The sequence below is a fragment of the Paraburkholderia phenazinium genome (assembly GCF_900141745.1).
Taxonomy (GTDB): domain Bacteria; phylum Pseudomonadota; class Gammaproteobacteria; order Burkholderiales; family Burkholderiaceae; genus Paraburkholderia; species Paraburkholderia phenazinium_B.
Genome location: NZ_FSRM01000002.1, coordinates 271,161 through 292,708 on the forward strand (window position 1 = coordinate 271,161; position 21,548 = coordinate 292,708).

Consider the following 21,548-nt stretch of genomic DNA (forward strand, 5'->3'; position numbering starts at 1 on the left):
CCCCGCTCATAGGCCGCGCCGCTCGGGCCAGCAATCGAGCGCGACACACGTGCCCGGATTGGCATCCTCGAGCGCCAGCCTGAAATCATGCAGACGAGCGACCGCCTGCACAACCGAAAGACCCAGCCCGGAGCCCGGCGTGTCGCGCGTGCGCTCGCTGCGATAGAAACGCTGCAGCACCGCGAGCTTTTCTTCGCGCCGAATCCCGGGGCCGTCATCGCGCACCGTGATACGCGGCCCTTCCGCGCATTGCGACACCGCGATCACCACTGTCCCATCTTCTGGCGCAAACTTGATCGCGTTATCGACAATGTTCACCAACGCTTCGTACATCAACGGATAATCGGCGCGCACATGAAGCACGGGTTGCAAATCGAGTTTCAATTCGACGCTTCTCGCAGCGGCAACAGGCGCATAAAGCTCGCCTATCTGCTGGCACAAGGCACACATATCCGTATCGCTGAACTCTGCGCGACGATGCAATGCTTCGATCTCCGAAATACGCAGTATCGCGGCGAAGCGCTTGAGCACTTCGTCCGTTTCTTGCGCGGCTAGCTGCACACGCTGCGCATCGGCATCCCTGAGCGCTGTAGGCTCGATACGTGCAAGCAGCGACCGGATATGAATGAGCGGTGTACGCAAATCGTGAGCAATACCATCGCATGCGCTTTTGACCTCGTTCATCAAACGCGATATTTCGTCGAGCATATGATTGACGATCTGCGACAACCATGCGAGTTCATCGCCGCCACGCTCCGGCAAGCGCGTATTCAGGTTACCTTGCGCGATCAGATTCGCGAGACGGCGCATCTCCTTGATACGCCGCAGTTGCACAGCAGAACACAGAACACCGAAACCGAGGCCACCCAGCAACGCAATCGCGCCGCTCCATGCGATGCCGCCCAGCATGTAATCGCGCAAACGCGTCATTTCGTCCACGTCACGGGCAATCACCAGCACATCGCCATCGGCAAGCCGCGTGGCCTTGGTCCGCATGTATTGTGGCCGCTCGATTTTTAGCGATGTCAGCTGCGGCCTGAACCAGACGCCATCTCCGTTGGGCTCGACAGCGGCCGGCCGCACGGCGATATCGCCCTTGAGATACTGGCCATCCGGCGCGAACACACCGTAGTAGTTAACCGGCCGGCGGATCGTCGTCCTGATACGCGCATCGATCTGCTCGAGCATGAGATTGCGAGGCAATGCCGCGAAGTACTGGAATTGCCAGTTGATGTTGTAATCGGCCTGGGTCGCCGTGTAGTTCGCAGAGCTACAGTAGTTAACCCATACGAGTCCCAACACGGAGCCGGCAAACACCAGCGCGTAGATCATCAGCAAACGGAATATCGTGCTACGCCACAAGCTCATTGTCATGGCCTAGCCCAGCATGTAACCCGATCCACGCACGGTCTTCAACAACGGACGCATGCCTGCGAGATCGATCTTCCGCCGCAGCAACCCAACGTACACCTCAATCAGATTGGTGCCCGGATCGAAATGCATGTCCCACACAGACTGAAAGATCATCGTGCGGGTCAGGATCTGCCCGGAGTTGCGCGCGAAGTATTCAAGCAGTTTGAATTCCACCGGCGGTAGCGCGACCACATGCTCGCCACGCGTCGCCGTGCGGGCAATCAGATCGATCTCGAGATCGTCGACGCGCAGCACCGTGGACGCAGCTTGCTGCCGACGTCCGCGCCTGCGTAGCAGCACTTCGATACGCGCCTTCATCTCTTCCGCGGAAAACGGCTTGGGAATGTAATCGTCACCGCCTGCGAGCAGTCCGCGCACCCGCTCGTCGACATCGGACAACGCGCTGATCATCAAGACCGGCGTTTCGATGCCCACGCCGCGGATTGTCTTGAGAATCGTCAGCCCATCGATGCCGGGCAGCACGCGGTCGAGCGTAATGACATCGAACTCGTCGTGCACCGCACGCGCGATGCCGTCCTGTCCGCTCAAAACCCACTCCACCTCGAAACCGGCGTCGCACAACGTATCTACGATGTCGCGCCCGACAATGCGATCGTCTTCAATCGTCAAGATTTTTGCCATGGTCTGCGTGGCCGGCGTTATGGAAGCCGGCGCCAGGAAAGCGAACCCGCAGTATCTCAAATGCGCTGCAGTGCAACATGAAAGTTCCTTTAGGTACGCATTCAATGCGACCCCATCACTCGTTAAACAAACCTTAATCTTTGCCAAGCGAGCATCCGCAATCACGTTGCGAAGATGTGAATGCACCGCGCGCAGAGGGCAACAAAGCGCCTGTCTCGCGGTGCGGAACCATTCACTCCCCTCCCAAGGTTGCCACTCATGAAACGCACACTCGCCACGCTGTTGCTTACCGGTACGCTTTCCCTGCTTGCCGCTGCTGCCCATGCCTCTCCCGCTCAAGTCCCTTCGCAGGGTTTGACACGGGAACAAGTGAAGGCGCAGTTGTACCAAGCATTCTTGAACGGCACGACCGCCGCCGACGAGAAGACGTCCTATCCGTCACCTCCCGAGGATCGGGCAGAAGTCGCGGCGCAGCGTGTCAAGGAAGCACGCGTGGACCCCGCCTATGCGAACTTCGTCAGGTAAGCGCTCGCGCGCTATCTGCCTTCGAGGCCGCATAATCACGGTTGCGCGCCGGCATGCAGTGCATGCCGGCTCTACGTCGGGGGTTCACCGTTAGCGGTTACGACGTCGTGATGCCGTCGTGCACCTGGCACCTTGTCATCCTGCCAATCCGGGGCTTTACCAGAGGCTCTCTCCGGGCAGACTCACAAGAGGGACGCAACATGAATATGCGCACGAAAGACTTCACCACCCCCGCAGCCTGCACCAACCTAGAATGGTGGCGCAGCGCGGTGATATATCAGATTTATCCCCGTTCTTTCGCAGACTCGGACGGCGACGGTATCGGCGATCTGCCCGGTATCACGGCAAAACTGCCCTACCTCGGGCGTCTTGGTATCGACGCTATCTGGCTGTCGCCGTTTTATCTCTCGCCGCAAGCGGATGCCGGCTACGACGTCGCCGACTATCGCGTCGTCGATCCGTTATTCGGCACACTGGACGACTTTGACCGAATGCTCGAGCAGGCGCACGCGCTGGGCATGAGGGTGATCGTCGATCTGGTGCCCAATCACACGTCCGACGAACACGCATGGTTTCAGGCCGCGCTGCAATCGCCGCCAGGCAGCGCCGAGCGCGCGCGTTACCTGTTTCGCGACGGCAAAGGCGCGCACGGCAATTTGCCGCCGAATAACTGGCAAAGCGTGTTTGGCGGTAACGCATGGTCGCGTGCGCCGGGCGACTCGCAGTGGTATCTGCACCTGTTCGACCGCAGGCAGCCAGATCTGAACTGGGACCACCCCGACGTTCGTTCGGAGTTCGAAGATGTACTGAAGTTTTGGCTAGACCGTGGCGTGGATGGCTTCCGCGTCGACGTCGCCCACGGCCTCGTCAAGGCGCCTGGGCTGCCCGACTGGGCCGGTCAGGCCGCAATGGTGGAGGGCACCGAGGGCGGAGACGACAATCCAGGCCCCATGTGGGATCAGGAGGACGTGCACGAGATTTACCGGAGCTGGCGCCGCCTGCTGGACAGCTACCCCGGCGAGCGCATGATGGTGGCGGAGGCATGGATCGCGCCGCAGGCCCGGCTTACCCGCTACATTCGTCCCGATGAAATGCAACAGGCCTTCAATTTCGACTATCTGCTGACGCACTGGGATGCGGCTGAAATCAAGGCTGTCGTCGACAGTTCGCTGGCTGCCTCAGCAGCAGTCGGCGCGCCCACGACCTGGGTGATGTCCAACCACGACTCCGTGCGTCATACGTCGCGCTATGGCTTGAGCAAACCGGGGGCTCGACCTAAAGGCATCGCTGCGGACGGCGAGCAGCCAGACGAAGCGTTGGGATTGCGCCGCGCGCGTGCCGCCGCCTTCCTCACGCTTGCGCTGCCGGGATCGGCATACATCTATCAGGGCGAGGAACTGGGTTTGCCCGAGCACACCACGCTCGAAGCGCATTATCGGCAAGACCCCGCCTTTTTCCGCACCAATGGCGAAGAAATCGGACGCGACGGCTGCCGGGTGCCGCTGCCCTGGCTAGCGGACGCACCGTCCTTCGGCTTCGGTCCGAGCGAGAAAAGCTGGTTGCCGCAGCCGGAAAATTTCGCGCGCTATGCGGTGGATCGCCAGGAAGGCGTGTACGGTTCGACGCTGGAACTGTATCGACAACTTCTTCAATTGCGGCATGACTACAAGCTCGGCAATGGCCAGTTGCGCTGGCAGTCCGGCGATTCGTCAGATGTGCTGAGCTTTGACAACGGCACGCTATGCACGGTGATCAATCTGGGAATGCGCCCCGTCACACTGCCGCCCGGTAGGCTGCTGCTATCGAGCGAACAGCGAGACGCATCGGGACGCTTGCCTGGTAACGCGGCGGCGTGGCTGGCTTTGCGCTGAGACTAACGTTAAAGACCAAGAGGCCACCTACTCCATCGGAGAGGTGGCCGCCCTAAAATATCTTCCCCGGATTCAAGATCCCATTCGGATCGAGCGCGGCTTTCACGGCACGCATCGCGGCAACATCCGCATCGCTGCGCGTGAACTCAAGATACGCTTTCTTCTTGGTGCCAATGCCGTGCTCGGCGGAAACCGATCCGTGGAATTCGCGCGTGACATCGTAAATCACGTCGTCGATCTCGCCATGCAAAGTCTTGCCTGCTCCCGGCACATCCACAACGATATGGATGTTGCCGTCGCCAAGGTGACCGTAAATCATCACCACGGCCTGCGGCCAGCGCTCACGCAAACGGACGTCGCATCGCTGGGCGACATCGCCGACATTGCTGATCGAGAAGCTCACGTCGAACGCAGCGTGATCTGGAATGAACTTCGGATACTCGCCCGGCGCATCGCGGATCGCCCAGAACGCAAGCGCATCCGACTCCGAGACAGCTAACGCCGCATCACTGACTATCTCCGCCTCCAACATACGGCCGAGAAATTCCTCAAACGCTTGCGCATGCCGCACCGGATCACCGCCTACGCTTTCGAGCAACACGTAAAACGGATAGCGCTCCGCCACAGGCGCACGAAGTTCAGGCAGATTCGCAAGCACCGCGTCGTAGTAACCGGCCCACATCACCTCAAAGGCGGAAACGCCAGCCGCGAGCCCGGCCTGGGCTTCTTCGAGCAACTTCGTCACCGCACTGTATGACGGCAGCGCGCACCATGCAGTCGCAACCGCTCGAGGCCGCGGCCTCAAACGCAGCACCGCACTCGTGATGACACCGAGGGTACCCTCGCTGCCGATCAGCAGATTCCGCAGGTCGTAGCCGCTATTGTTCTTGATCATCTTGTGCAGCGCGCCTACCACTTCGCCGCTCGCCAGCACTGCTTCGACGCCAAGCACCTGGTCTCGCATCATTCCGTATTTGATGACGCGGTTACCGCCTGCGTTCGTTGCGAGATTACCGCCAATCGTGCAACTGCCGCGCGCGCCCAGATCGAGTGGGAAGTAAAGATCCGCGTCGAGTGCGGCCTCCTGCACGACCTGCAACGGCGTTCCGGCTTCGACCGTCATCGTGCCTGAAACACGATCGATTTCGACGATGTGGTTCATCCGGTCAAGACTCAGCGCCAGTTCGGCATCGAGCACATTCGCACCGCCAACGAGCCCAGTCAGTCCGCCTTGCGTAACGACAGGCTGGCGATATTCGTTGCAGATCCTCATCGCCGTTGCGACTTCGTCCGTATTGCGCGGCCGGACGAGAGCGCGCGGCGTCTTGCCCGGCAACCCGCTCCAATCCACCACCTGACGCGAACCGAACTGCTCCGGCAACGTCACCACGTCTGCACCTAGCGCCTCAAGCAACGCCTTCACAACATCGCCTTGCATGACTGTCTCTTTTAAAGGAATGCGCTTCAGGAAGGATCTACAGCAGTCCGCGTTTTGCAAGACTCTGATAGAGCGCTCTGACACCAAATGTCCACGGAGGAATCTCGGTCGAAAGCTGCACTGTGTTCACCAAAGCACCTAGCGAAGGCGTCGCAATCGTCACCACATCACCAAGATGGTGAGTGAAACCCGCACCGGGCGCATCGCGATCCTTGATCGGCGAGAACATCGTGCCGAGGAACAACATAAAACCATCGGGGTACTGATGATGCTTTCCACTGGTCTGCGCGACGAGATCAGCCGGATCGCGACTAATCTCCTTCATATGACTCACACCTTCCAGCACAAAATCATCCGTGCCTTCGATGCGCAGCGACAAGCTCGCTGCGCGTACGGTATCCAGTGTGAAGCGCTCGTCGAACAGACGCACGAACGGCCCGATCGCACACGAGCCGTTATTGTCTTTTGCCTTGCCGAGCAGCAAAGCCGAACGGCCTTCGATATCGCGCAGATTCACATCGTTACCGAGCGTTGCGCCAACAATCTGAGCCGAGCTATTCACGGCCAGCACGATCTCCGGTTCCGGATTGTTCCACACGGACGTCGGGTACAGACCAACGTCAGCACCGAGCCCTACGGCCGACATCGGCTGGGACTTAGAAAACACCTCGGCGTCCGGCCCGATACCGACCTCCATGTATTGGGACCATGCACCGCGTCGCTCGAGTTCAGCTTTCAGTTTCATCGCCGCGTCCGAGCCGGGTTTGATCTTCGCGAGGTCGGTGCCGATCAGTTCCGTGATGGTCCGGCGCACTTCGTCAGCCTTGCCGGCGTCGCCGCCCGCCTGCTCCTCGATCACCCGTTCCAGCAGGCTCACGGCGAAGGTTACGCCGCACGCCTTGATCGCCTGCACATCGCAAGGCGCAAGCAGTCGTATGCCAGCTTGACCCGCCGACGCCAAACTTGCTTCTAGCAACGCACGGACTGATCCCAGCGCCTCACCGGGCGCAGTGCGGGCGATTTGCACGGCGTCGGCCCGATCGAACAGATCGGCCGTCGTGGGCACCGTGGAAGTGATATCGAAGACCTGCCCGCCGCGAACTACCACGACAGACGGTCCATTAACCGGCGCGGGGCGCCATACGCGGCCTACGAGCAGCGCCTGGTCGAGATCGTTGGGAAGCAAGGAAGCGGGTTCGATTCGCATATCGTCATGTCCGGAGCATTGACCAAAAACCGATCCTATCCATGACGACGCAGAGTGTCCACCTCTTGATGCACGCGGCACGTTCTGGGAACGCGCCGCACTACGCCTGACGATGCGCCGCGTGCAGGGCGGCTTGCCGCACATACCAGTCCAGACACTGCGGATTGGCCATGGCTTCGCGATTGACCACCTTCTCGAGTGCGTGGCCGAGAAACAGTTTCTTGATCGGTACTTCCTGCTTCTTGCCGGACAGGGTGCGCGGAATTTCCGGTGCCTGCAGAATCTGATCCGGCACGAAACGCGGCGATAGCGATGTCCTGATTGCCGCCGCCAAACGCGATTCGAGCGCAGCGTCCAGCACGATGCCGTCGCGCAGCACCACAAACAGCGCCATATAGCTCTCGCGGCCGAGAAACTCGAGATCGATCACCATCGAATCGAGCACTTCAGGCAAGGCCTCGACCGCGGCGTAGATCTCGCTCGTGCCCATGCGCAAGCCGCTACGGTTGATCGTGGCGTCGCTACGGCCGTAAATAATGCATCCTCCGTCCGCTTCGATCTTGAGCCAGTCCCCGTGACGCCACACGCCGGGATAAACGTCGAAATAGCTCGAAAGATAGCGGGCGTTGCCTTCATCGCCCCAGAAATACAGCGGCATGCCGGGGATGGGCCGGGTGCATACCAGTTCGCCGACCTCGCCAATCACCGGCTGCCCCGCTTCGTTCCAGACCTCGACTGCAGCGCCTAGCTGGCGGCACTGCATTTGCCCCGGCACTTGCGGCAGTTCCCGGTTACCGGTGGCGAAGTTGCAGCACAGATCGGTGCCACCGGAGATATTGATCCACCAGATGTCCGGCGTACCGATTGCAGCAAATTGCTCAGTACCCCAGCGCTGGACGTCTTCCGGCAGCGGCGAGCCAGTGCTGCCGATCGCACGCATCCGCGAAAGATCGCCGCAGTCGGCCAGAGAAAGCCCCGCCTTCTTGCAGTTGCCGTGAAAAGCCGCGCCTGCTCCCAACACGGTAATGCGATGGCGGGCGGCGAAGCGCCACAGCACGCCCCAGTCCGGATGTTCCTTGCGGCCGTTCGGACTACCGTCGTAAAGGCAGATCGTCGTGCCGGCCAACAAACCTGAAAGCTGCACGTTCCACATAATCCAGCCGGTCGACGTGTACCAGTGGAATCGTTCGCCAAGATTGTTGCTGCTATAGCTCGCGCCGAGGTCGTTAAGCAACGCGACGGCCATTGCGGTCACCGCGACGCCGCCCTGGCTTTGCACAATCGCTTTAGGCAGACCCGTGGTGCCGCTCGAATACACCACCCATAGCGGATGATCGAACGGCAGCCACTCGGGAACAAACGCGGCCGTAGCCGCATCGTCGCGCGCGACCGCGTCGGCAAAGCTGAGTGCATCGTCCACGCGTGATGCCGCATGCGGCGTTTCCAGCACGATCAACGTATGCACATCCGGCAGCGCGGCACGCAACGAGGCCACCACCCGGCTGCGGTCCATTGGACGGCCGGCATAGTGGACACCATCGGCCGCGATCAGAACGCGCGGCTCGATCTGACGAAACCGGTCGATTACAGCGTTAAGCCCCATGTCAGGTGCACACACGCTCCACACCGCCCCGATACTGCTGCAGGCGAGAAACGCCACAATCGTCTCGGGTACATTGGGTAAATAAGCCACAACGCGATCGCCGCGCTGCACTCCGCGTTCACGCAAGGTCAGTGCAAGCGAGGCAGCCTGTCGTTTCAGTTCGGGCCAGCCTAGCTCTCTTGTCCGGCCCTGCTCGTCCTCGCTGACGATAGCTGGCATACCTGCGGCATGTGCGGCGTCCGCATGCCTAAACACCTGATGCGCGTAGTTCACGTGTGCACCAGGAAACCACCGTGCCCCCGGCATGCGTTCCTCGGCCAGCACCGCGCTGTAGGGTGTCGGCGAGAGCATGCCGCCAAACTCCCAGACGCTTGCCCAGAACGCGTCGAGGTCAGAGACCGACCAGCGCCACAGCGCATCGTACGAATCGAAGGAGAGGCCGCGGGTTTGCTGCAACCACTCCTGGTAGAGGCGAATTTGCGGAACGCAGGTGGGACCAACAGCCGGGTCTCTAGCGACAGAATCTGCTTGGTTCATATTTTCGATCGGCAATAGAGGAACACTAAACCTCCAGCCACTCCTTGCGTACCTGCGCGTTGGCCTTTAGCTCGGCAGGCGTGCCTTCGAACACGATGTTTCCGTGGCCCATGACATAGACGCGCTGCGAGATGTCGAGCGCAATGGCGAGCTTCTGTTCGATCAGCAGCACCGACACGCCGCGCTCCTTGAGCGCCTGCAGATACTCACCCACCAGCGCCACCAGCTTGGGCGCGAGTCCTTCCGTGGGCTCGTCGATGAGAATCAGATCCGGGTCGCCCATCAGCGTTCGGCACAGCGTCAACATCTGCTGCTCGCCGCCCGAAAGCACGCCCGCTGCGGTATTCTCGCGCTCCTTGAGGCGCGGGAACATTCCGTACATCTCCGCTAGCGTCCAGCGTGGTTTGTGTTGTCGACGGTTACGCTTTTCGCCTAACAGCAGATTTTGGCGCACCGTTAGCGTGGGGAAGATATCGCGGTTCTCGGGAACGTATCCAATGCCTAACTGGGCGATCTCAAACGTGCGGCGCCCTAGAATTTCTTCGTCGCGAAATCGCACTGACCCCGCAGCCTTGACCATCCCGAGGATCGTCTTAGCCATGGTGGAACGCCCTACCCCGTTGCGCCCGAGCAAGGTGACGATCTCGCCCTCGTCGACATGCACGTCGACGCCTTGCAGAATATGGCTCTTGCCGTAGTAGGCGTGCAGACCTTGCACGTCGAGCATGCGCTGGGTCATTAGTGCGCTCCTTCCGTGGAGCTTTCGTCGAGGGAGGCGCCGAGATAGGCCTCCTTGACCTTGCTGTTGTTGCGGATCGCCTCAGGCGTATCCGTTGCGATGACCTCGCCATAAACCAGCACCGAGATACGGTCCGCGAGACCGAACACCACGCCCATATCGTGCTCGACCATCACGAGCGTCTTGCCTACCGTCACATTGCGAATCAACTCCACCGCCTGATCCGATTCCGAGCGGCTCATGCCCGCTGTCGGTTCGTCGAGCAGGATCACCTCGGCACCGCCGGCGATAGTGATGCCGATCTCCAGCGCGCGCTGTTCCGCGTAGGTCAGCAGGCTCGCCTGCGTATCGCGGCGGCGTTGCAGGCCGATCAGTTCGAGCACCTCGTCGGCACGCTGACGCGCGTCGTGCAACTGGGACAGCCGATGCCAGAACGAGTATTTGTAGCCGAGCGACCAGAGCACCGCGCAGCGCAAGTTCTCGAACACCGAAAGCCGATGAAAAATGTTGGTGATCTGGAAGCTGCGCGAAAGGCCCATACGGTTGATCACAAACGGCTTGAGTCCGCCGATCTCGGTACCGTTAAGCTTGACCGAGCCTGAACTCGGCACACTGCGCCCCGAAATCAGATTGAAGGTGGTCGACTTGCCCGCACCATTGGGGCCGATCAGCGCATGGCGTTCGCCCTTCGGAACGCTCAGGTTAACGCCGCGGATGATCTCCGTCTGTCCGAAGTTCTTGCGAACGTCTGTTAGCTCAAGTGCGGCCGTCATCGTGCGCCTCCTGCCATTTCCGCCTGCACTGCGTCCCAGGCCTGATGCACACGCGCCACCGCTGCGCGCCAACCCAGCGCACCCGCTAGCCATAGCACCACGGCAACCGCCCAAGGCTTGAACGACGACGCATCGAAGCTAAAGCCGGCGAGTGTCATGGCCGTGCCGTTGTCACTATCGATCTGCAGCTTGTAGGTCAACTCCACCGTCAGGATCAACGCGGCCAACAGGATCAGGCCCGCCCCCAATGCGGCTGAGTACGTCGGCAACATGCGGCCAAACTTGCGCTTAGCTAGCAACGGCACCTGCTTCATCAGCAGACTGGAGACGCCGCCGGGCACGAACATCACCATGAGCACGAAGAACAGCCCCAGATACAGTAGCCACGCCTGTGTCAGGCTGGACAGTGCGACTGCAAACAGCACAAAGACCACAGCACCGATGACGGGCCCGAAGAAAAAGCCACCACCGCCGATAAACGTGGCCAGCAACACGCTGCCCGAATGCACGGCCCCCACGTTCTCCGCCGAGACGATCTCGAAGTTGATAACCGACAACCCGCCGGAAATGCCCGCAAAGAACGCCGAGAGAATTACCACCAGATAGCGCACGCGCTGCGTGTTGTAGCCGACAAACTCAGCCCGTTCCGCGTTGTCACGCACGGCGTTGGCGATGCGACCCAAAGGGGTCTGCGTCCAGGCATACATTGCGATCATCGACAGCAGGCACCACACCGCGATCAGGTAATACACCTGGCGCCCGGGTCCGTACGTAATGCCGAGCACCGCATTGCCGACGACCCGGTTGGTCGAGACGCCACCTTCTCCACCAAAGAAGTCGGGAAACATCAGCGAACTGGCGAACACCATCTCGCCGATACCGAGCGTGATCATGGCGAATGTCGTGCCCGCTTTGCGCGTGGTCACGTAACCGAATAGCACACCGAACAAAGCCCCACCGAGGCCGCCCACCAGCGGCAACAACGAGACCGGAAACCAGTACGCCCCCGCACCGACCTGGTTGAGCACATGCACGGCGATGAACGCACCCATGCCCGAATAGACCGCATGACCGAAGGACAACATGCCGGACTGACCGAGCAGCATGTTGTACGACAGCGCGAAGATGATCATGATGCCCATCTGCGACAACAGGGTGATCGCGAAGCCGCTGGAGAAGATTAGCGGTGCGATCGCCATCACAAGAGCCGTTATCCCCCAGATCAGGTAGCGCGCGAGATGACGCGGTGGAGAAGCCGCACGTCCCTCTTGTGCCATGGCCCGTTCGTAGCTCTGCCTCATGGTTGGTTTCATGACCTAGCCCTCCCGGGTTCCCATGAGACCACGTGGGCGCACAATCATCATCACCACCATCAAAAGATAAGGCAGCACTGGCGCCATCTGCGAGACGGTCAGCTTCCACACCGAGGACAGCGGCGTGGCACTCGTCACATGCAAGCCAATGAAGCCGAACAGGTCGGCTAGTGAGGAGTCGATGGTGACGGCGAATGTCTGCAAGAGTCCTATCAATAGCGAAGCGATGAACGCCCCTGCAAGCGAACCCATGCCGCCCACCACCGCCACGACGAACACGATGGTGCCCACTGAAGCAGCCATCGAGGGCGAAGTGACAAACGCATTGCCGCCGATCACGCCCGCGATGCCCGCAAGCGCTGCGCCGCCGGCGAACACCAGCATGAACACACGCTGCACATTGTGGCCGAGCGCCTCGACCATCTGCGGATGCGTCAGCGCAGCCTGAATCACGAGCCCGATGCGCGTGCGAGTAAGCACGAGGTACATCGTCACCAGCATCAACACCGACACGAGCATCATGAAGGCACGATACTTCGGAAACACCGACGAGAACACCTGAAACAGCGGACCATCCAGTTCCTGCGGAATCCGGTAAGGCACCGCGGACTGTCCCCAGACGAGCTTGACGGCCTCTTCAATCAGATAGGCAAGACCGAACGTAAACAGCAGTTCGGCAACATGCCCGTACTTGTGCACGGTGCGCAAGCCGAAACGTTCGACGAGCGCCCCGACAACCACGATCAGCAATGGCGCTAACACGAGCGCGGGCCAAAAGCCGATCTTGCTGGCGATGGCATACGCAAAATAAGCGCCCAGCATGTAAAAGCTGGCGTGAGCGAAATTAAGCACGCCCATCATGCTGAAAATCAGCGTAAGCCCCGATGACAACAGGAACAGCAACAGCCCGTAGCTGATGCCGTTCAACAGGGAAATGACGAAGAATTCCACAGACAATATTCCTTGCTTCTTGCGCCAGTATCGGGAAACTCGTGCCGCACGATGGAGAGCGCGCCGCCTAGTTAGGTCGCTTCATCTGGCAGGTTGTCGGCTGAACTGACGACGAAGTATCGAGCACCGCATCGGTTCGCCAGCCATAGCCGGTTTTCTCCTGGTCGTACTTGACGTCTTTGCCGTCCGCCTTGACCCACGTGGCGATCACGAGGGGCTGCTCCGCCTGATGGTCCGACGCCCGCATCTCGACGGTGCCGTTCAGGCTTTGTACCTTCATGCCCTCCATCGCCTTGGCCACCTTGACCGGATCGGTGGATCTGGTGTCCTTGATCGCCTTGCTCAGTAATGCCACGCCCGTATAGGCGGCCATTTCGAAGAAATCGTCGTCGTACTTCTTCTTGAAGCCGTCCATGATCTGATTCGCTTGCGGCGGATTGCTCGCGGTATTCGCGCCCATGTAACCCACGTATCTGACGCGCCCGGCGCCAGCCGCTCCCATCGCCGTCGGCACGCCGGTGGTCGAGGCATAGTAAGTATAGTAATTGGCGGTCACACCCGCGTCCTTACCGGCCTTGATGAGCAGCGCCAGATCGCTGCCCCAGTTACCCGTGATAACCGTATCGGCACCGGATGCCTTGATTTTGCTCGCATAGGGCGAGAAATCCTTGACCTGTGCAAGCGGATGAAAATCGTCGCCCACTATCTGGATGTCCGGACGCTTGCGCTTGAGGTATTCCTGCGCAGTACGCGACACATCATGGCCGAAGGAATAATCCTGATCGATCAGATAGACCTTCTTGACGTTCGGATCCTTGGCAAGAAATGTCGTCAACGCTTCCATCTTCATGTCCGAGTTTGCATCGAGACGGAAGTGCCAGTAGTCGCACTTGGCGTTGGTCATGGCCGGATCCACCGCCGCAAAATTCAGGTAGATGATCTCCTTGCCAGGATTGCGCGCATTGTACTTGGACACCGCATCTTCGAGCGCAAGTCCCACGGAAGAGCCGTTACCCTGCGTGATGTAACGGATGCCCTGATCGGCCGCTTCGTTGAGCAGCGTAAGACTCTGTTGCGGAGACAACTTGTTGTCGAACGGGACCATTTCGAATTTTGTTCCACCGGCCCAGTCCTGCTGGTTGGCCACCTCGGTCACGTATTGCCAGCTCTTCAGTTCGTTGTTGCCTAGCGCACCCATCAGGCCCGACAGCGTATCGATATACGCAATCCGGACCGTTTCCGCCGAGGCGATACTGGACGCTAGCGCGAAGACAATCGTTGCGCCAGCCATTAAGGAACGCATCTTGTTCATGCAGTTGTCTCCTACGATTCTGGAATCGATTCTTTCTTAGGTATAACTAACTATATGCGAAGCTGAAGCGGCCCTGCACGTTTGCGCTGGGCGTTATGAGACGTTGGGAACGGTGCTGCCGCGACACGTAAACAGGAACGGCTGGCCGACATGCTTCGTATCTCCGTGTCAGTTGAAATCGCTTCAATTGACGAAGTGATGCGCGTCTATCCGGGATGGCTATCGAGGGGATTCGACACACAATTTCGCACGACCGTTCGTAGCGTGTCAACGGGCAAACCGCGCAAAAGTCCTCCCCGGCAGGGGTTGGCCGGGAAAACACCTAGCGCAGTGATGCGCCCCACGAAGTGAATGAACGTGCTTTTATTTACACGGCACAAGTGCGCACGTATGATCGTCAAACAATACGCGCGTACGCCTGCGCCACACAACAACATCGAGGAGCGCTGTAATGCCTGTGAAAGACGTGTTTCATCCGCTTCGCAAGACGATGCTATCTGTTACATCGAATGGTGGCATGAAGACCTGCTGGGGCACGCGCAAATGACATGGCTCGACACATTGGTGGACGAACCGTTCGTCTGCATCACGGATACGTTACGCCGCTTCGCCACCGAACGCGGCGATCATCCCGCCTTGATCTGCGACGGCGAGGTTGTGACGTACGCTGAACTGGACGCAAGAGTCGACCGCTTCGCGGCCGCGTTACAGCGCGATGGACTTAAGCCGTGCGATGCGGTGGCGCTATGCGCGGCGGCTTCGGTTGAATACGTAGTCGCTTTTCTTGGCGGCCTGAGGGCGGGCGCAGCGGTTGCGCCGCTTGCACCGACGTCGAGCACGGCGAGCCTTGTCAGCATGATCGGCAATTCAGGCGCGCGATTGCTGTTTCTGGACGCCGAGGTCAAGCGTCTGCTCGAGCCGCTGGCCGGCGACATCAACGCCAAGGCCATCGGACTTGATGGGCACTCAGGCAGCATCGCCCTGCAGACATGGCTCGCGCCCGAGGGTACGGCGCCCCTGCCAGTTGCGATCAATCCTGCATGGGCATTCAACATCATCTATTCCTCGGGCACCACGGGTACGCCGAAAGGCATCGTGCAATCGCACGGCATGCGTTGGGCTTACGCGCAGCGCAGCGTCGAGCGTGGCTATGGGCCGCACGCCACAACGCTGATCTCGACGCCGCTGTATTCGAACACCACGCTCGTGAGCTTCATGCCGACGCTCACCTTCGGTGGCACCGTCGTGCTGATGCCGAAATTCCACACCACGCGTTACCTGACACTCGCGCAGCAATACCGCGTGACGCATACGATGCTCGTTCCGGTCCAGTATCAGCGGCTGATGGCGCACCCCGAGTTCGACCGTTACGACTTGTCCAGCTTCCAGGCCAAGTTTTGCACCAGCGCGCCATTCTCGGCCAGTGTGAAGGCCGACGTGGTACGGCGCTGGCCCGGCAAGCTCACCGAGTACTACGGCATGACCGAAGGCGGAGGTTCATGTCAGCTGGAAGCACACGCGTTCCCCGACAAACTGCATACGGTCGGCAAACCCGTGGAAGGGCACGATATCCGCCTCATCGACGAGCACGGCAACGAGGTCGCGCAAGGCGAAGTCGGTGAGATCGTCGGCAACTCACCGGCAATGATGACCGGCTATTACCGGCAACCCGAAAAAACCGCTGAAGCGGAATGGTACGACCCGAGCGGCAAGCGCTTTATCCGCACCGGCGATATGGGACGTTTCGACGAAGACGGCTTTCTCACGTTGCTCGATCGCAAGAAGGACATGATCATTTCGGGCGGCTTCAATGTGTACCCAAGCGATCTGGAAGCAGAACTGCATAGGCATCCTGATGTTGCGGATGCCGCCGTGGTCGGCGCGCTGTCCGAGCAATGGGGCGAAACGCCTGTGGCCTTCGTCGTGCGCCGCCTGGGTGCAACGCTAGACGAAAACGCGTTGCTAACGTGGATCAATGCGCGTCTGGGGAAGATGCAGAGGCTCTCCGCGCTGAGATTTGTCGATACACTGCCGCGCAGCCCCATCGGCAAGGTGCTCAAACGGGAGTTGCGCGAGCAGTTCAGTTCGGGAACGCGTTGAACGTTCTCACCCGGTATTCGTCCGTTAGAACCTGTGAGTACCGGGGTGCATACCGAGCAGCACGCGCCCGGCGGTTTCCATATTGCGTTGGGAAAACGCCAGGTGCTGGGCCGCCGCCTGCGCGTCCCGCAGATACGCACTGAACGGCGAACGCTCGTGTAGAGCCGAGCCGCCGGCCGCCTCGAACATCTGCATCGCAACCTTCTTTCCCATATCGACGACATTGCAACTCGCCATGCGGACGAGCGCGCGCTGCTTCATATCGTCCGGTTGCCCCGAAACGCGACGATCCCATAGATCCTGGACCGATTCAAAAAGAAATCCCCGCGCCGAACGAAATGCTGTTTCAGCTTGAGCAACGGCAGCCTGGACACTGGCTTGCTCTCGCAACGGGCCTTGTGCGCCCGCGGCGACCTTGTGCTGTGCCAGTTCAACCAGCGCGTCGATAGACCCACGAGCGATACCAAGCGATACGGCCGTGATCCCTAAAGCAAACATGGTAATGAAAGGCAGTCCGTAAAGCGCCCCTGGCTGGCACGGTTCAGGGTTGAAGTCGGTCAAGGCGAATGTACGTGCGTCTTCGACAAACCCATTCTCGATGGCGAAATCATGACTGCCCGACGAGCGTAATCCACCGCCGTCCCACGTGTGGATGATATTAACTTCGCGCGTGGGCAGCAGCGCTGCTCTGAGCACCGGGCCGCCTTCACGGGTTGAGCGTGCGACGCCGTTTTCGTACTCCACGCAGACCGCCAGCGTGACCTTGCTGTGTACGATGAAGCTTCCCCAAGGCCAACGTCCGTTGATTCGCCAGCCGTCCTTTTCCTTGACGATCTTACCGGTCGGACTGAGGCTGCCCGAGACAAAGCCCCCGTCTGCGAGCAATTGCGCTGCGGACGACTGCGGTATCAAGCCAGCCGCGCGCGTTCCCGTGGACGCAATGCTCGCGCACCAGCCGACTGAACCGTCGTGTCTGGAAACCGCTTCCATTACGCGGAAGTAATCTACTGGAGATAGCTCCATGCCTCCAATATTTCGGGGAAGCCACAGACGGGTTAAGCCCGCGGCTTCGAGTGCCTCGGCGATTTCAAGCGGAAGATCCGGGCCCAGTGCCAGTGCTTTCTTATGCTTTGCGACGATGGAGCCGAGTGCATCGGCCGCATCGATCAAGGCTTGCGTTGCGTTGGGGGCAGCGGTATCGGTCATTTGTGTTCTCGTCTCTTAAGATCGGCAACAACTGCGCGATATCGTTTTATAGAACGCATGAGCGACTACTTTATTCCATGCTGGCGGCGCACACCGTAGCGCAGCACGTCAGGGGCACCGTACTCGGTAAGGATGATCGCTTCCAGTGGTGTCTTCCCCTCGGCGCTCCAGGAACCGTTGGCGTTTCCGATGAGAAAACCTGAGCGAAATGCCATAAGGTCGGGCTCCAGGCGCACCGACTGTTAAGCCTGTTTTGGACGACCTCCGACAGAAAAGGCCTGGGAGGTCACCCAATGTTATGATCGGAAACATTACCCGCCAAAAGGCGAACGTCGGTCCCTACATTCCATGGATACCCATCTCACCAAACCCGCGGAGCCGTCCACCTCGGATCTGGGCCGGCGCGTGCGTGCCGCGCGCCAGGCGCAGGACCTGACGCTCGAGACCGCGAGCCGCCTGTGCGGCGTGTCGCGCTCGACGCTTTCGAAAGTCGAAAACGGCCTGATGTCACCGACCTTCGACGTGCTGCAAAAGATCGTGCTCGGCCTGAAGATCGAGATCGGCGAGCTGTTCGGCTCCACGCCGAAGGTCAGCGCCGGCGGTCGCCGTGCGCTGACTCGCAAGGATGCGGGTCAACGCCACGCGTATCGCGGCTACCAGATGGAGCTGCTCGCCACCGACCTCGCCCATAAGGCAATGCTGCCGTTTCGCATCCGTATCTCGGCGCACACGCTGGATGCATTCGACGACTGGGGGCGTCACGAAGGCGAAGAGTTTCTGTATGTGATCAGCGGCAGTGTGTGCCTGTACTCCGAGCTCTACGCCCCTACGCATCTGAATGCGGGGGACAGTATCTATTTCGATAGCCGCACGGGTCACGCTGCGGTTTCCACTAGCGATGAAGATGCCGAAGTACTCTGGATGGCGACCAGCGCGGACATTCCACAAGTAGCGGCTGATTCGGCGAAGAAATAGGCGCCGCGCGAGTCGCTGCGTGCACGGCACCTCGTTTTAACAACGCCCGCTGCGCCAACTGCGCGATATGCAATGCATGACGCCCCGTGCCGTGCTCGATCTGCTCACGGCAGCTAAACCCGTTGGTCAATACGATGGTTTGCGCCGCTGCGCCGCGAATCGCCGGAAACAGTTTGTCTTCGCCGATCTTCTCCGAGAGCTCATGGTGTTCCGCGTTAAAGCCAAATGAACCGGCCATGCCGCAGCAACCGGTATCGAGCAGCTTCCATTTCACACCGAGCCGTTCCAGCAGTGCCGTATCGCCTTGCATGCCGAACAGCGCCTTCTGATGGCAGTGGCCGTGTACGACCACCTCGGCGTCGAGCCTGGGCCAGTCGTACGGCTCGCGCACGACGAAGTCCGAGAACAGGAAAGTCTGTGCCGATAGACGCTTCGCCTGGGCATGATCGGGTAGCTGCTTGAGCAGTTCATCCTTGAACACCGACAGGCAGCCGGGCTCAAGACCGACTAGCGGCACACCTGCTGCGATATCGTCGGCGAGGTCGTCAAGCACGTTCACGAGCAATTGCCGCGCACGGTCCAGCAGGCCGAAGTCGTACAGCGGGCGACCGCAGCACAAGCGATTTTCAGGCAGCACGACCTGCCAACCGAGTTGGGTTAGCACGTCCGCGGCGGCCTCGGCGATCTCCGGCGAGAAGTGATCGCTGAACGTATCCACCCAGAGGATGACTTTGCGAGCGACCGGCTTAGGTGCGGCCGGCTTAGGTGGGGCCGCCTCAGACAAACCCAAATCAAACGCCGCCAGCCTCGCACGTTCCCGATACGTCTGCTTCGCAAACTTCGGCAACTCACGCGCCTGCGCCACCCCAGCCATCCACTTACCCAACGACGCTAACCCCGGCGCCGAAGTCATAAAATTGGCCAACCGTGGAAAGCGCGCTGCAATCGGCGCCCACTCGCCAATCCGGCCCATGAGCATCGCCTGGCGTGGCCGGCGATTCGTTTCATAGTAATGCGAAAGAAATTCCGCTTTGTACGTGGCCATGTCGGTATGCGTGGGGCAATCGGACTTGCAGCCCTTGCAGGCAAGACACGTATCGAGCGCTTCCTTGATTTCCCGGCTCTGCCAGCCATCTTTAATGACTTCGCCTTGCAGCATTTCCCAAAACAGGTGAGCGCGGCCGCGAGTCGAATACTTCTCTTCGCGCGTAGCCCGATAACTGGGACACATCGTGCCTCCTTCCAGCGAACGGCACTTGCCCATGCCAATACAACGTTCCACCGCGCGCTGAAAACCATCGCCCTCCTGACTGGCGAACGTCAGTCTGGTCTGCAAGGTCACCGTCCTGTACGCCGGCCCCATGCGCAAGTTTTCATCGGCACGATACGCATGCACTACCTTGCCGGGATTAAGACGGTTCGCCGGATCCCAGATCGCCTTGAACTGCTCCATCGCCTGCATCAATTCTGGCCCATACATGATGGGCAAAAACTCGGCCTTCGCCTGACCATCGCCATGTTCGCCCGACAACGAGCCGCCAAATTCCACCACCAGTTCGGCCGCTTCACGCAGAAAACCGCGCCATGTCGCAATGCCCTCTGCCGTACGCAGATCGAAGGTGATGCGCGCGTGCACGCAGCCGTCGCCGAAGTGGCCGTACAAGCTGGTTTCATAGCCGTAACGATCGACCATCGCCTGAAAAGCACGCAGATAATCGCCGAGCCGTAGAGGATCGACCGCCGCATCTTCCCATCCGACGATCGGATCGGGACGCGCAGGGTCAACGGAAAGCGCCACCGCCGATGCACCCGTCTCGCGAATCGACCAGACCTTCGCCTGCAACGCACGATCTTCGACGAGCACCATCGAAACATCAGACCCTGCCGCGCCCGATGCAAAATACTCAGCCGCCGCGCGAGCCTGCAGCACTGCCTCGTCGTGCGTATCCGCGCCGAATTCGAGCACGACCCACGCATCGCCCGCGGGCAGGAGCGCAATCTCGTCCCTTTTCAGACCACGCGCCTGCAGGCCCCGAATGATTGCCCGGTCGAGCCCCTCGATGGCGATCGGTCCGCAATGCATGAAATGCGGCACCGCGTCGGCGGCCGTGAAGATATCCGTGAAGCCAAGCGTGAGCAGCACGCGCTTCGCGGGGCTTTTCACCAGCCGTACTTTCGCCTGCAAGGTGATCGCACACGTGCCCTCAGTCCCAACTAGCGCACGCGCGACATTGAAGCCGTTTTCCGGCAACAGCTGATCGAGATTGAAGCCCGACACGCGCCGTTTGATTTGCGGGAATTTCGCACGGATCAGGTCGGCATACGCATCGCGCAGCTGTTTAAGCGCCGCATAAATCTCGCCCTGCCGACCGCCAGCCGCAATGATGCGTTCGAGTTCATCATCCTGCGTAGGACCGACCCAGAAGCGCGCACCGTCGTAAGTGACGATCTCGAGCGCTTCGATGTTCTCGACCGTCTTGCCGGCCATCACCGAATGCGCGCCGCAAGAATTGTTGGCAATCATGCCGCCCAGCGTGCAGCGACTGTGCGTGGCCGGATCCGGAGCGAAGGTCAGGCCATGCTGTTCCGCGGCATCGCGCAACGTGTCGCAGACCACGCCGGGTTCGACGATCGCGGTGCGCGCCACCGGGTCCACCGAGACAACGCGATTCACATACTTGCTCGCGTCCGCAACGACTGCCACATTCACGCACTGTCCATTCTGCGACGTGCCCCCGCCGCGCGGCAGGAACGGCACATCGTTGCGCCGGCACACGGTGACGGTGGCAACGAGATCGTCGACATTGGCCGGCACGACCACCGCAAGCGGCACCTGTCGGTAGTTCGACGCATCCGACGAGTACAACGCTTTGGACGCCTGATCGAACCGCACTTCGCCGCGCACATGCTGCCGCAGATCGGCTTCGAGCGATTGCATGACGG

Annotated in this window: 17 protein-coding genes; 4 read left to right on the top strand and 13 right to left on the bottom strand. The window is 60.3% G+C overall.

Annotation, left to right across the window (positions count from 1 at the left end; all coding sequences use genetic code 11):
- Positions 1-6: 6 nt before the first annotated feature.
- Entirely contained in the window at positions 7-1,368 is a 1,362-nt protein-coding gene (locus BUS06_RS21320; protein WP_074266428.1) for a sensor histidine kinase, read from the bottom strand.
- A gap of 9 nt (positions 1,369-1,377) precedes the next feature.
- Positions 1,378-2,055: a response regulator transcription factor gene (locus BUS06_RS21325; protein ID WP_074266429.1), complete on the bottom strand. Its 678-nt coding sequence runs from the start codon at positions 2,053-2,055 to the stop codon at positions 1,378-1,380.
- Between the two features lie 258 nt (positions 2,056-2,313).
- Between BUS06_RS21325 and BUS06_RS21330 the strand changes: the two genes are divergently transcribed.
- A complete protein-coding gene (locus BUS06_RS21330) occupies positions 2,314-2,580 on the top strand; it encodes a DUF4148 domain-containing protein (RefSeq protein WP_074266430.1) in 267 nt (88 codons plus the stop codon).
- A gap of 200 nt (positions 2,581-2,780) precedes the next feature.
- Positions 2,781-4,451: a glycoside hydrolase family 13 protein gene (locus BUS06_RS21335; protein ID WP_074266431.1), complete on the top strand. Its 1,671-nt coding sequence runs from the start codon at positions 2,781-2,783 to the stop codon at positions 4,449-4,451.
- A gap of 52 nt (positions 4,452-4,503) precedes the next feature.
- Here the strand turns inward: BUS06_RS21335 and BUS06_RS21340 are convergent, their stop codons facing one another.
- From BUS06_RS21340 to BUS06_RS21375, 8 genes are all read right to left on the bottom strand, one after another.
- Entirely contained in the window at positions 4,504-5,889 is a 1,386-nt protein-coding gene (locus BUS06_RS21340) for an FAD-binding oxidoreductase (RefSeq protein ID WP_074266432.1), read from the bottom strand.
- 37 nt (positions 5,890-5,926) lie between these two features.
- Positions 5,927-7,096: a fumarylacetoacetate hydrolase family protein gene (locus tag BUS06_RS21345; protein WP_074266433.1), complete on the bottom strand. Its 1,170-nt coding sequence runs from the start codon at positions 7,094-7,096 to the stop codon at positions 5,927-5,929.
- Between the two features lie 100 nt (positions 7,097-7,196).
- Complete coding sequence (locus BUS06_RS21350) at positions 7,197-9,236, bottom strand: acetoacetate--CoA ligase (RefSeq protein WP_074269222.1); 2,040 nt, start codon at positions 9,234-9,236, stop codon at positions 7,197-7,199.
- A 25-nt stretch (positions 9,237-9,261) separates the two neighbouring features.
- On the bottom strand, positions 9,262-9,975 hold the full coding sequence (locus tag BUS06_RS21355) for an ABC transporter ATP-binding protein (protein ID WP_074266434.1): 714 nt from the start codon (positions 9,973-9,975) through the stop codon (positions 9,262-9,264).
- Positions 9,975-10,748, bottom strand: coding sequence for an ABC transporter ATP-binding protein (locus tag BUS06_RS21360; protein WP_074266435.1), 774 nt, complete (start codon positions 10,746-10,748; stop codon positions 9,975-9,977). The genes BUS06_RS21355 and BUS06_RS21360 overlap by 1 nt, the downstream gene beginning before the upstream one ends.
- Positions 10,745-12,061, bottom strand: coding sequence for a branched-chain amino acid ABC transporter permease (locus tag BUS06_RS21365; RefSeq protein WP_074266436.1), 1,317 nt, complete (start codon positions 12,059-12,061; stop codon positions 10,745-10,747). The genes BUS06_RS21360 and BUS06_RS21365 overlap by 4 nt, the downstream gene beginning before the upstream one ends.
- A gap of 3 nt (positions 12,062-12,064) precedes the next feature.
- Positions 12,065-13,012 carry a branched-chain amino acid ABC transporter permease gene (locus tag BUS06_RS21370; RefSeq protein ID WP_074266437.1) on the bottom strand — a complete coding sequence of 316 codons (948 nt, stop codon included), beginning with the start codon at positions 13,010-13,012 and terminating at the stop codon, positions 12,065-12,067.
- Between the two features lie 67 nt (positions 13,013-13,079).
- Positions 13,080-14,324, bottom strand: a complete 1,245-nt coding sequence (locus BUS06_RS21375) for a branched-chain amino acid ABC transporter substrate-binding protein (protein WP_074266438.1) — start codon at positions 14,322-14,324, stop codon at positions 13,080-13,082.
- A gap of 543 nt (positions 14,325-14,867) precedes the next feature.
- Between BUS06_RS21375 and BUS06_RS21380 the strand changes: the two genes are divergently transcribed.
- Entirely contained in the window at positions 14,868-16,424 is a 1,557-nt protein-coding gene (locus tag BUS06_RS21380; protein ID WP_074269223.1) for a class I adenylate-forming enzyme family protein, read from the top strand.
- A gap of 24 nt (positions 16,425-16,448) precedes the next feature.
- Here BUS06_RS21380 and BUS06_RS21385 read toward each other — a convergent pair whose 3' ends face one another.
- Positions 16,449-17,594, bottom strand: coding sequence for an acyl-CoA dehydrogenase family protein (locus BUS06_RS21385; RefSeq protein ID WP_167379414.1), 1,146 nt, complete (start codon positions 17,592-17,594; stop codon positions 16,449-16,451).
- A gap of 101 nt (positions 17,595-17,695) precedes the next feature.
- Entirely contained in the window at positions 17,696-17,845 is a 150-nt protein-coding gene (locus tag BUS06_RS37905; protein ID WP_167379415.1) for a hypothetical protein, read from the bottom strand.
- Between the two features lie 133 nt (positions 17,846-17,978).
- Between BUS06_RS37905 and BUS06_RS21390 the strand changes: the two genes are divergently transcribed.
- Positions 17,979-18,605 carry a helix-turn-helix domain-containing protein gene (locus BUS06_RS21390; RefSeq protein WP_074266440.1) on the top strand — a complete coding sequence of 209 codons (627 nt, stop codon included), beginning with the start codon at positions 17,979-17,981 and terminating at the stop codon, positions 18,603-18,605.
- Here the strand turns inward: BUS06_RS21390 and BUS06_RS21395 are convergent.
- The gene (locus BUS06_RS21395) at positions 18,523-21,543 is read right to left on the bottom strand and encodes an FAD-binding and (Fe-S)-binding domain-containing protein (RefSeq protein WP_083611549.1); all 3,021 of its coding nucleotides are present in this window, start codon (positions 21,541-21,543) and stop codon (positions 18,523-18,525) included. The two genes, BUS06_RS21390 and BUS06_RS21395, sit on opposite strands and share 83 nt — an antisense overlap.
- Positions 21,544-21,548 lie beyond the last annotated feature (5 nt).

Coding starts and splice junctions, on each gene's coding strand:
- BUS06_RS37905 (WP_167379415.1), bottom strand. CDS start 17,845: ATGGCATTTCGCTCAGGTTTTCTCATCGGAAACGCCAACGGTTCCTGG.
- BUS06_RS21395 (WP_083611549.1), bottom strand. CDS start 21,543: ATGCAATCGCTCGAAGCCGATCTGCGGCAGCATGTGCGCGGCGAAGTG.
- BUS06_RS21330 (WP_074266430.1), top strand. CDS start 2,314: ATGAAACGCACACTCGCCACGCTGTTGCTTACCGGTACGCTTTCCCTG.
- BUS06_RS21345 (WP_074266433.1), bottom strand. CDS start 7,096: ATGCGAATCGAACCCGCTTCCTTGCTTCCCAACGATCTCGACCAGGCG.
- BUS06_RS21355 (WP_074266434.1), bottom strand. CDS start 9,975: ATGACCCAGCGCATGCTCGACGTGCAAGGTCTGCACGCCTACTACGGC.
- BUS06_RS21335 (WP_074266431.1), top strand. CDS start 2,781: ATGAATATGCGCACGAAAGACTTCACCACCCCCGCAGCCTGCACCAAC.
- BUS06_RS21380 (WP_074269223.1), top strand. CDS start 14,868: ATGACATGGCTCGACACATTGGTGGACGAACCGTTCGTCTGCATCACG.
- BUS06_RS21375 (WP_074266438.1), bottom strand. CDS start 14,324: ATGAACAAGATGCGTTCCTTAATGGCTGGCGCAACGATTGTCTTCGCG.
- BUS06_RS21340 (WP_074266432.1), bottom strand. CDS start 5,889: ATGCAAGGCGATGTTGTGAAGGCGTTGCTTGAGGCGCTAGGTGCAGAC.
- BUS06_RS21325 (WP_074266429.1), bottom strand. CDS start 2,055: ATGGCAAAAATCTTGACGATTGAAGACGATCGCATTGTCGGGCGCGAC.
- BUS06_RS21320 (WP_074266428.1), bottom strand. CDS start 1,368: ATGAGCTTGTGGCGTAGCACGATATTCCGTTTGCTGATGATCTACGCG.
- BUS06_RS21390 (WP_074266440.1), top strand. CDS start 17,979: ATGGATACCCATCTCACCAAACCCGCGGAGCCGTCCACCTCGGATCTG.
- BUS06_RS21365 (WP_074266436.1), bottom strand. CDS start 12,061: ATGAAACCAACCATGAGGCAGAGCTACGAACGGGCCATGGCACAAGAG.
- BUS06_RS21360 (WP_074266435.1), bottom strand. CDS start 10,748: ATGACGGCCGCACTTGAGCTAACAGACGTTCGCAAGAACTTCGGACAG.
- BUS06_RS21350 (WP_074269222.1), bottom strand. CDS start 9,236: ATGAACCAAGCAGATTCTGTCGCTAGAGACCCGGCTGTTGGTCCCACC.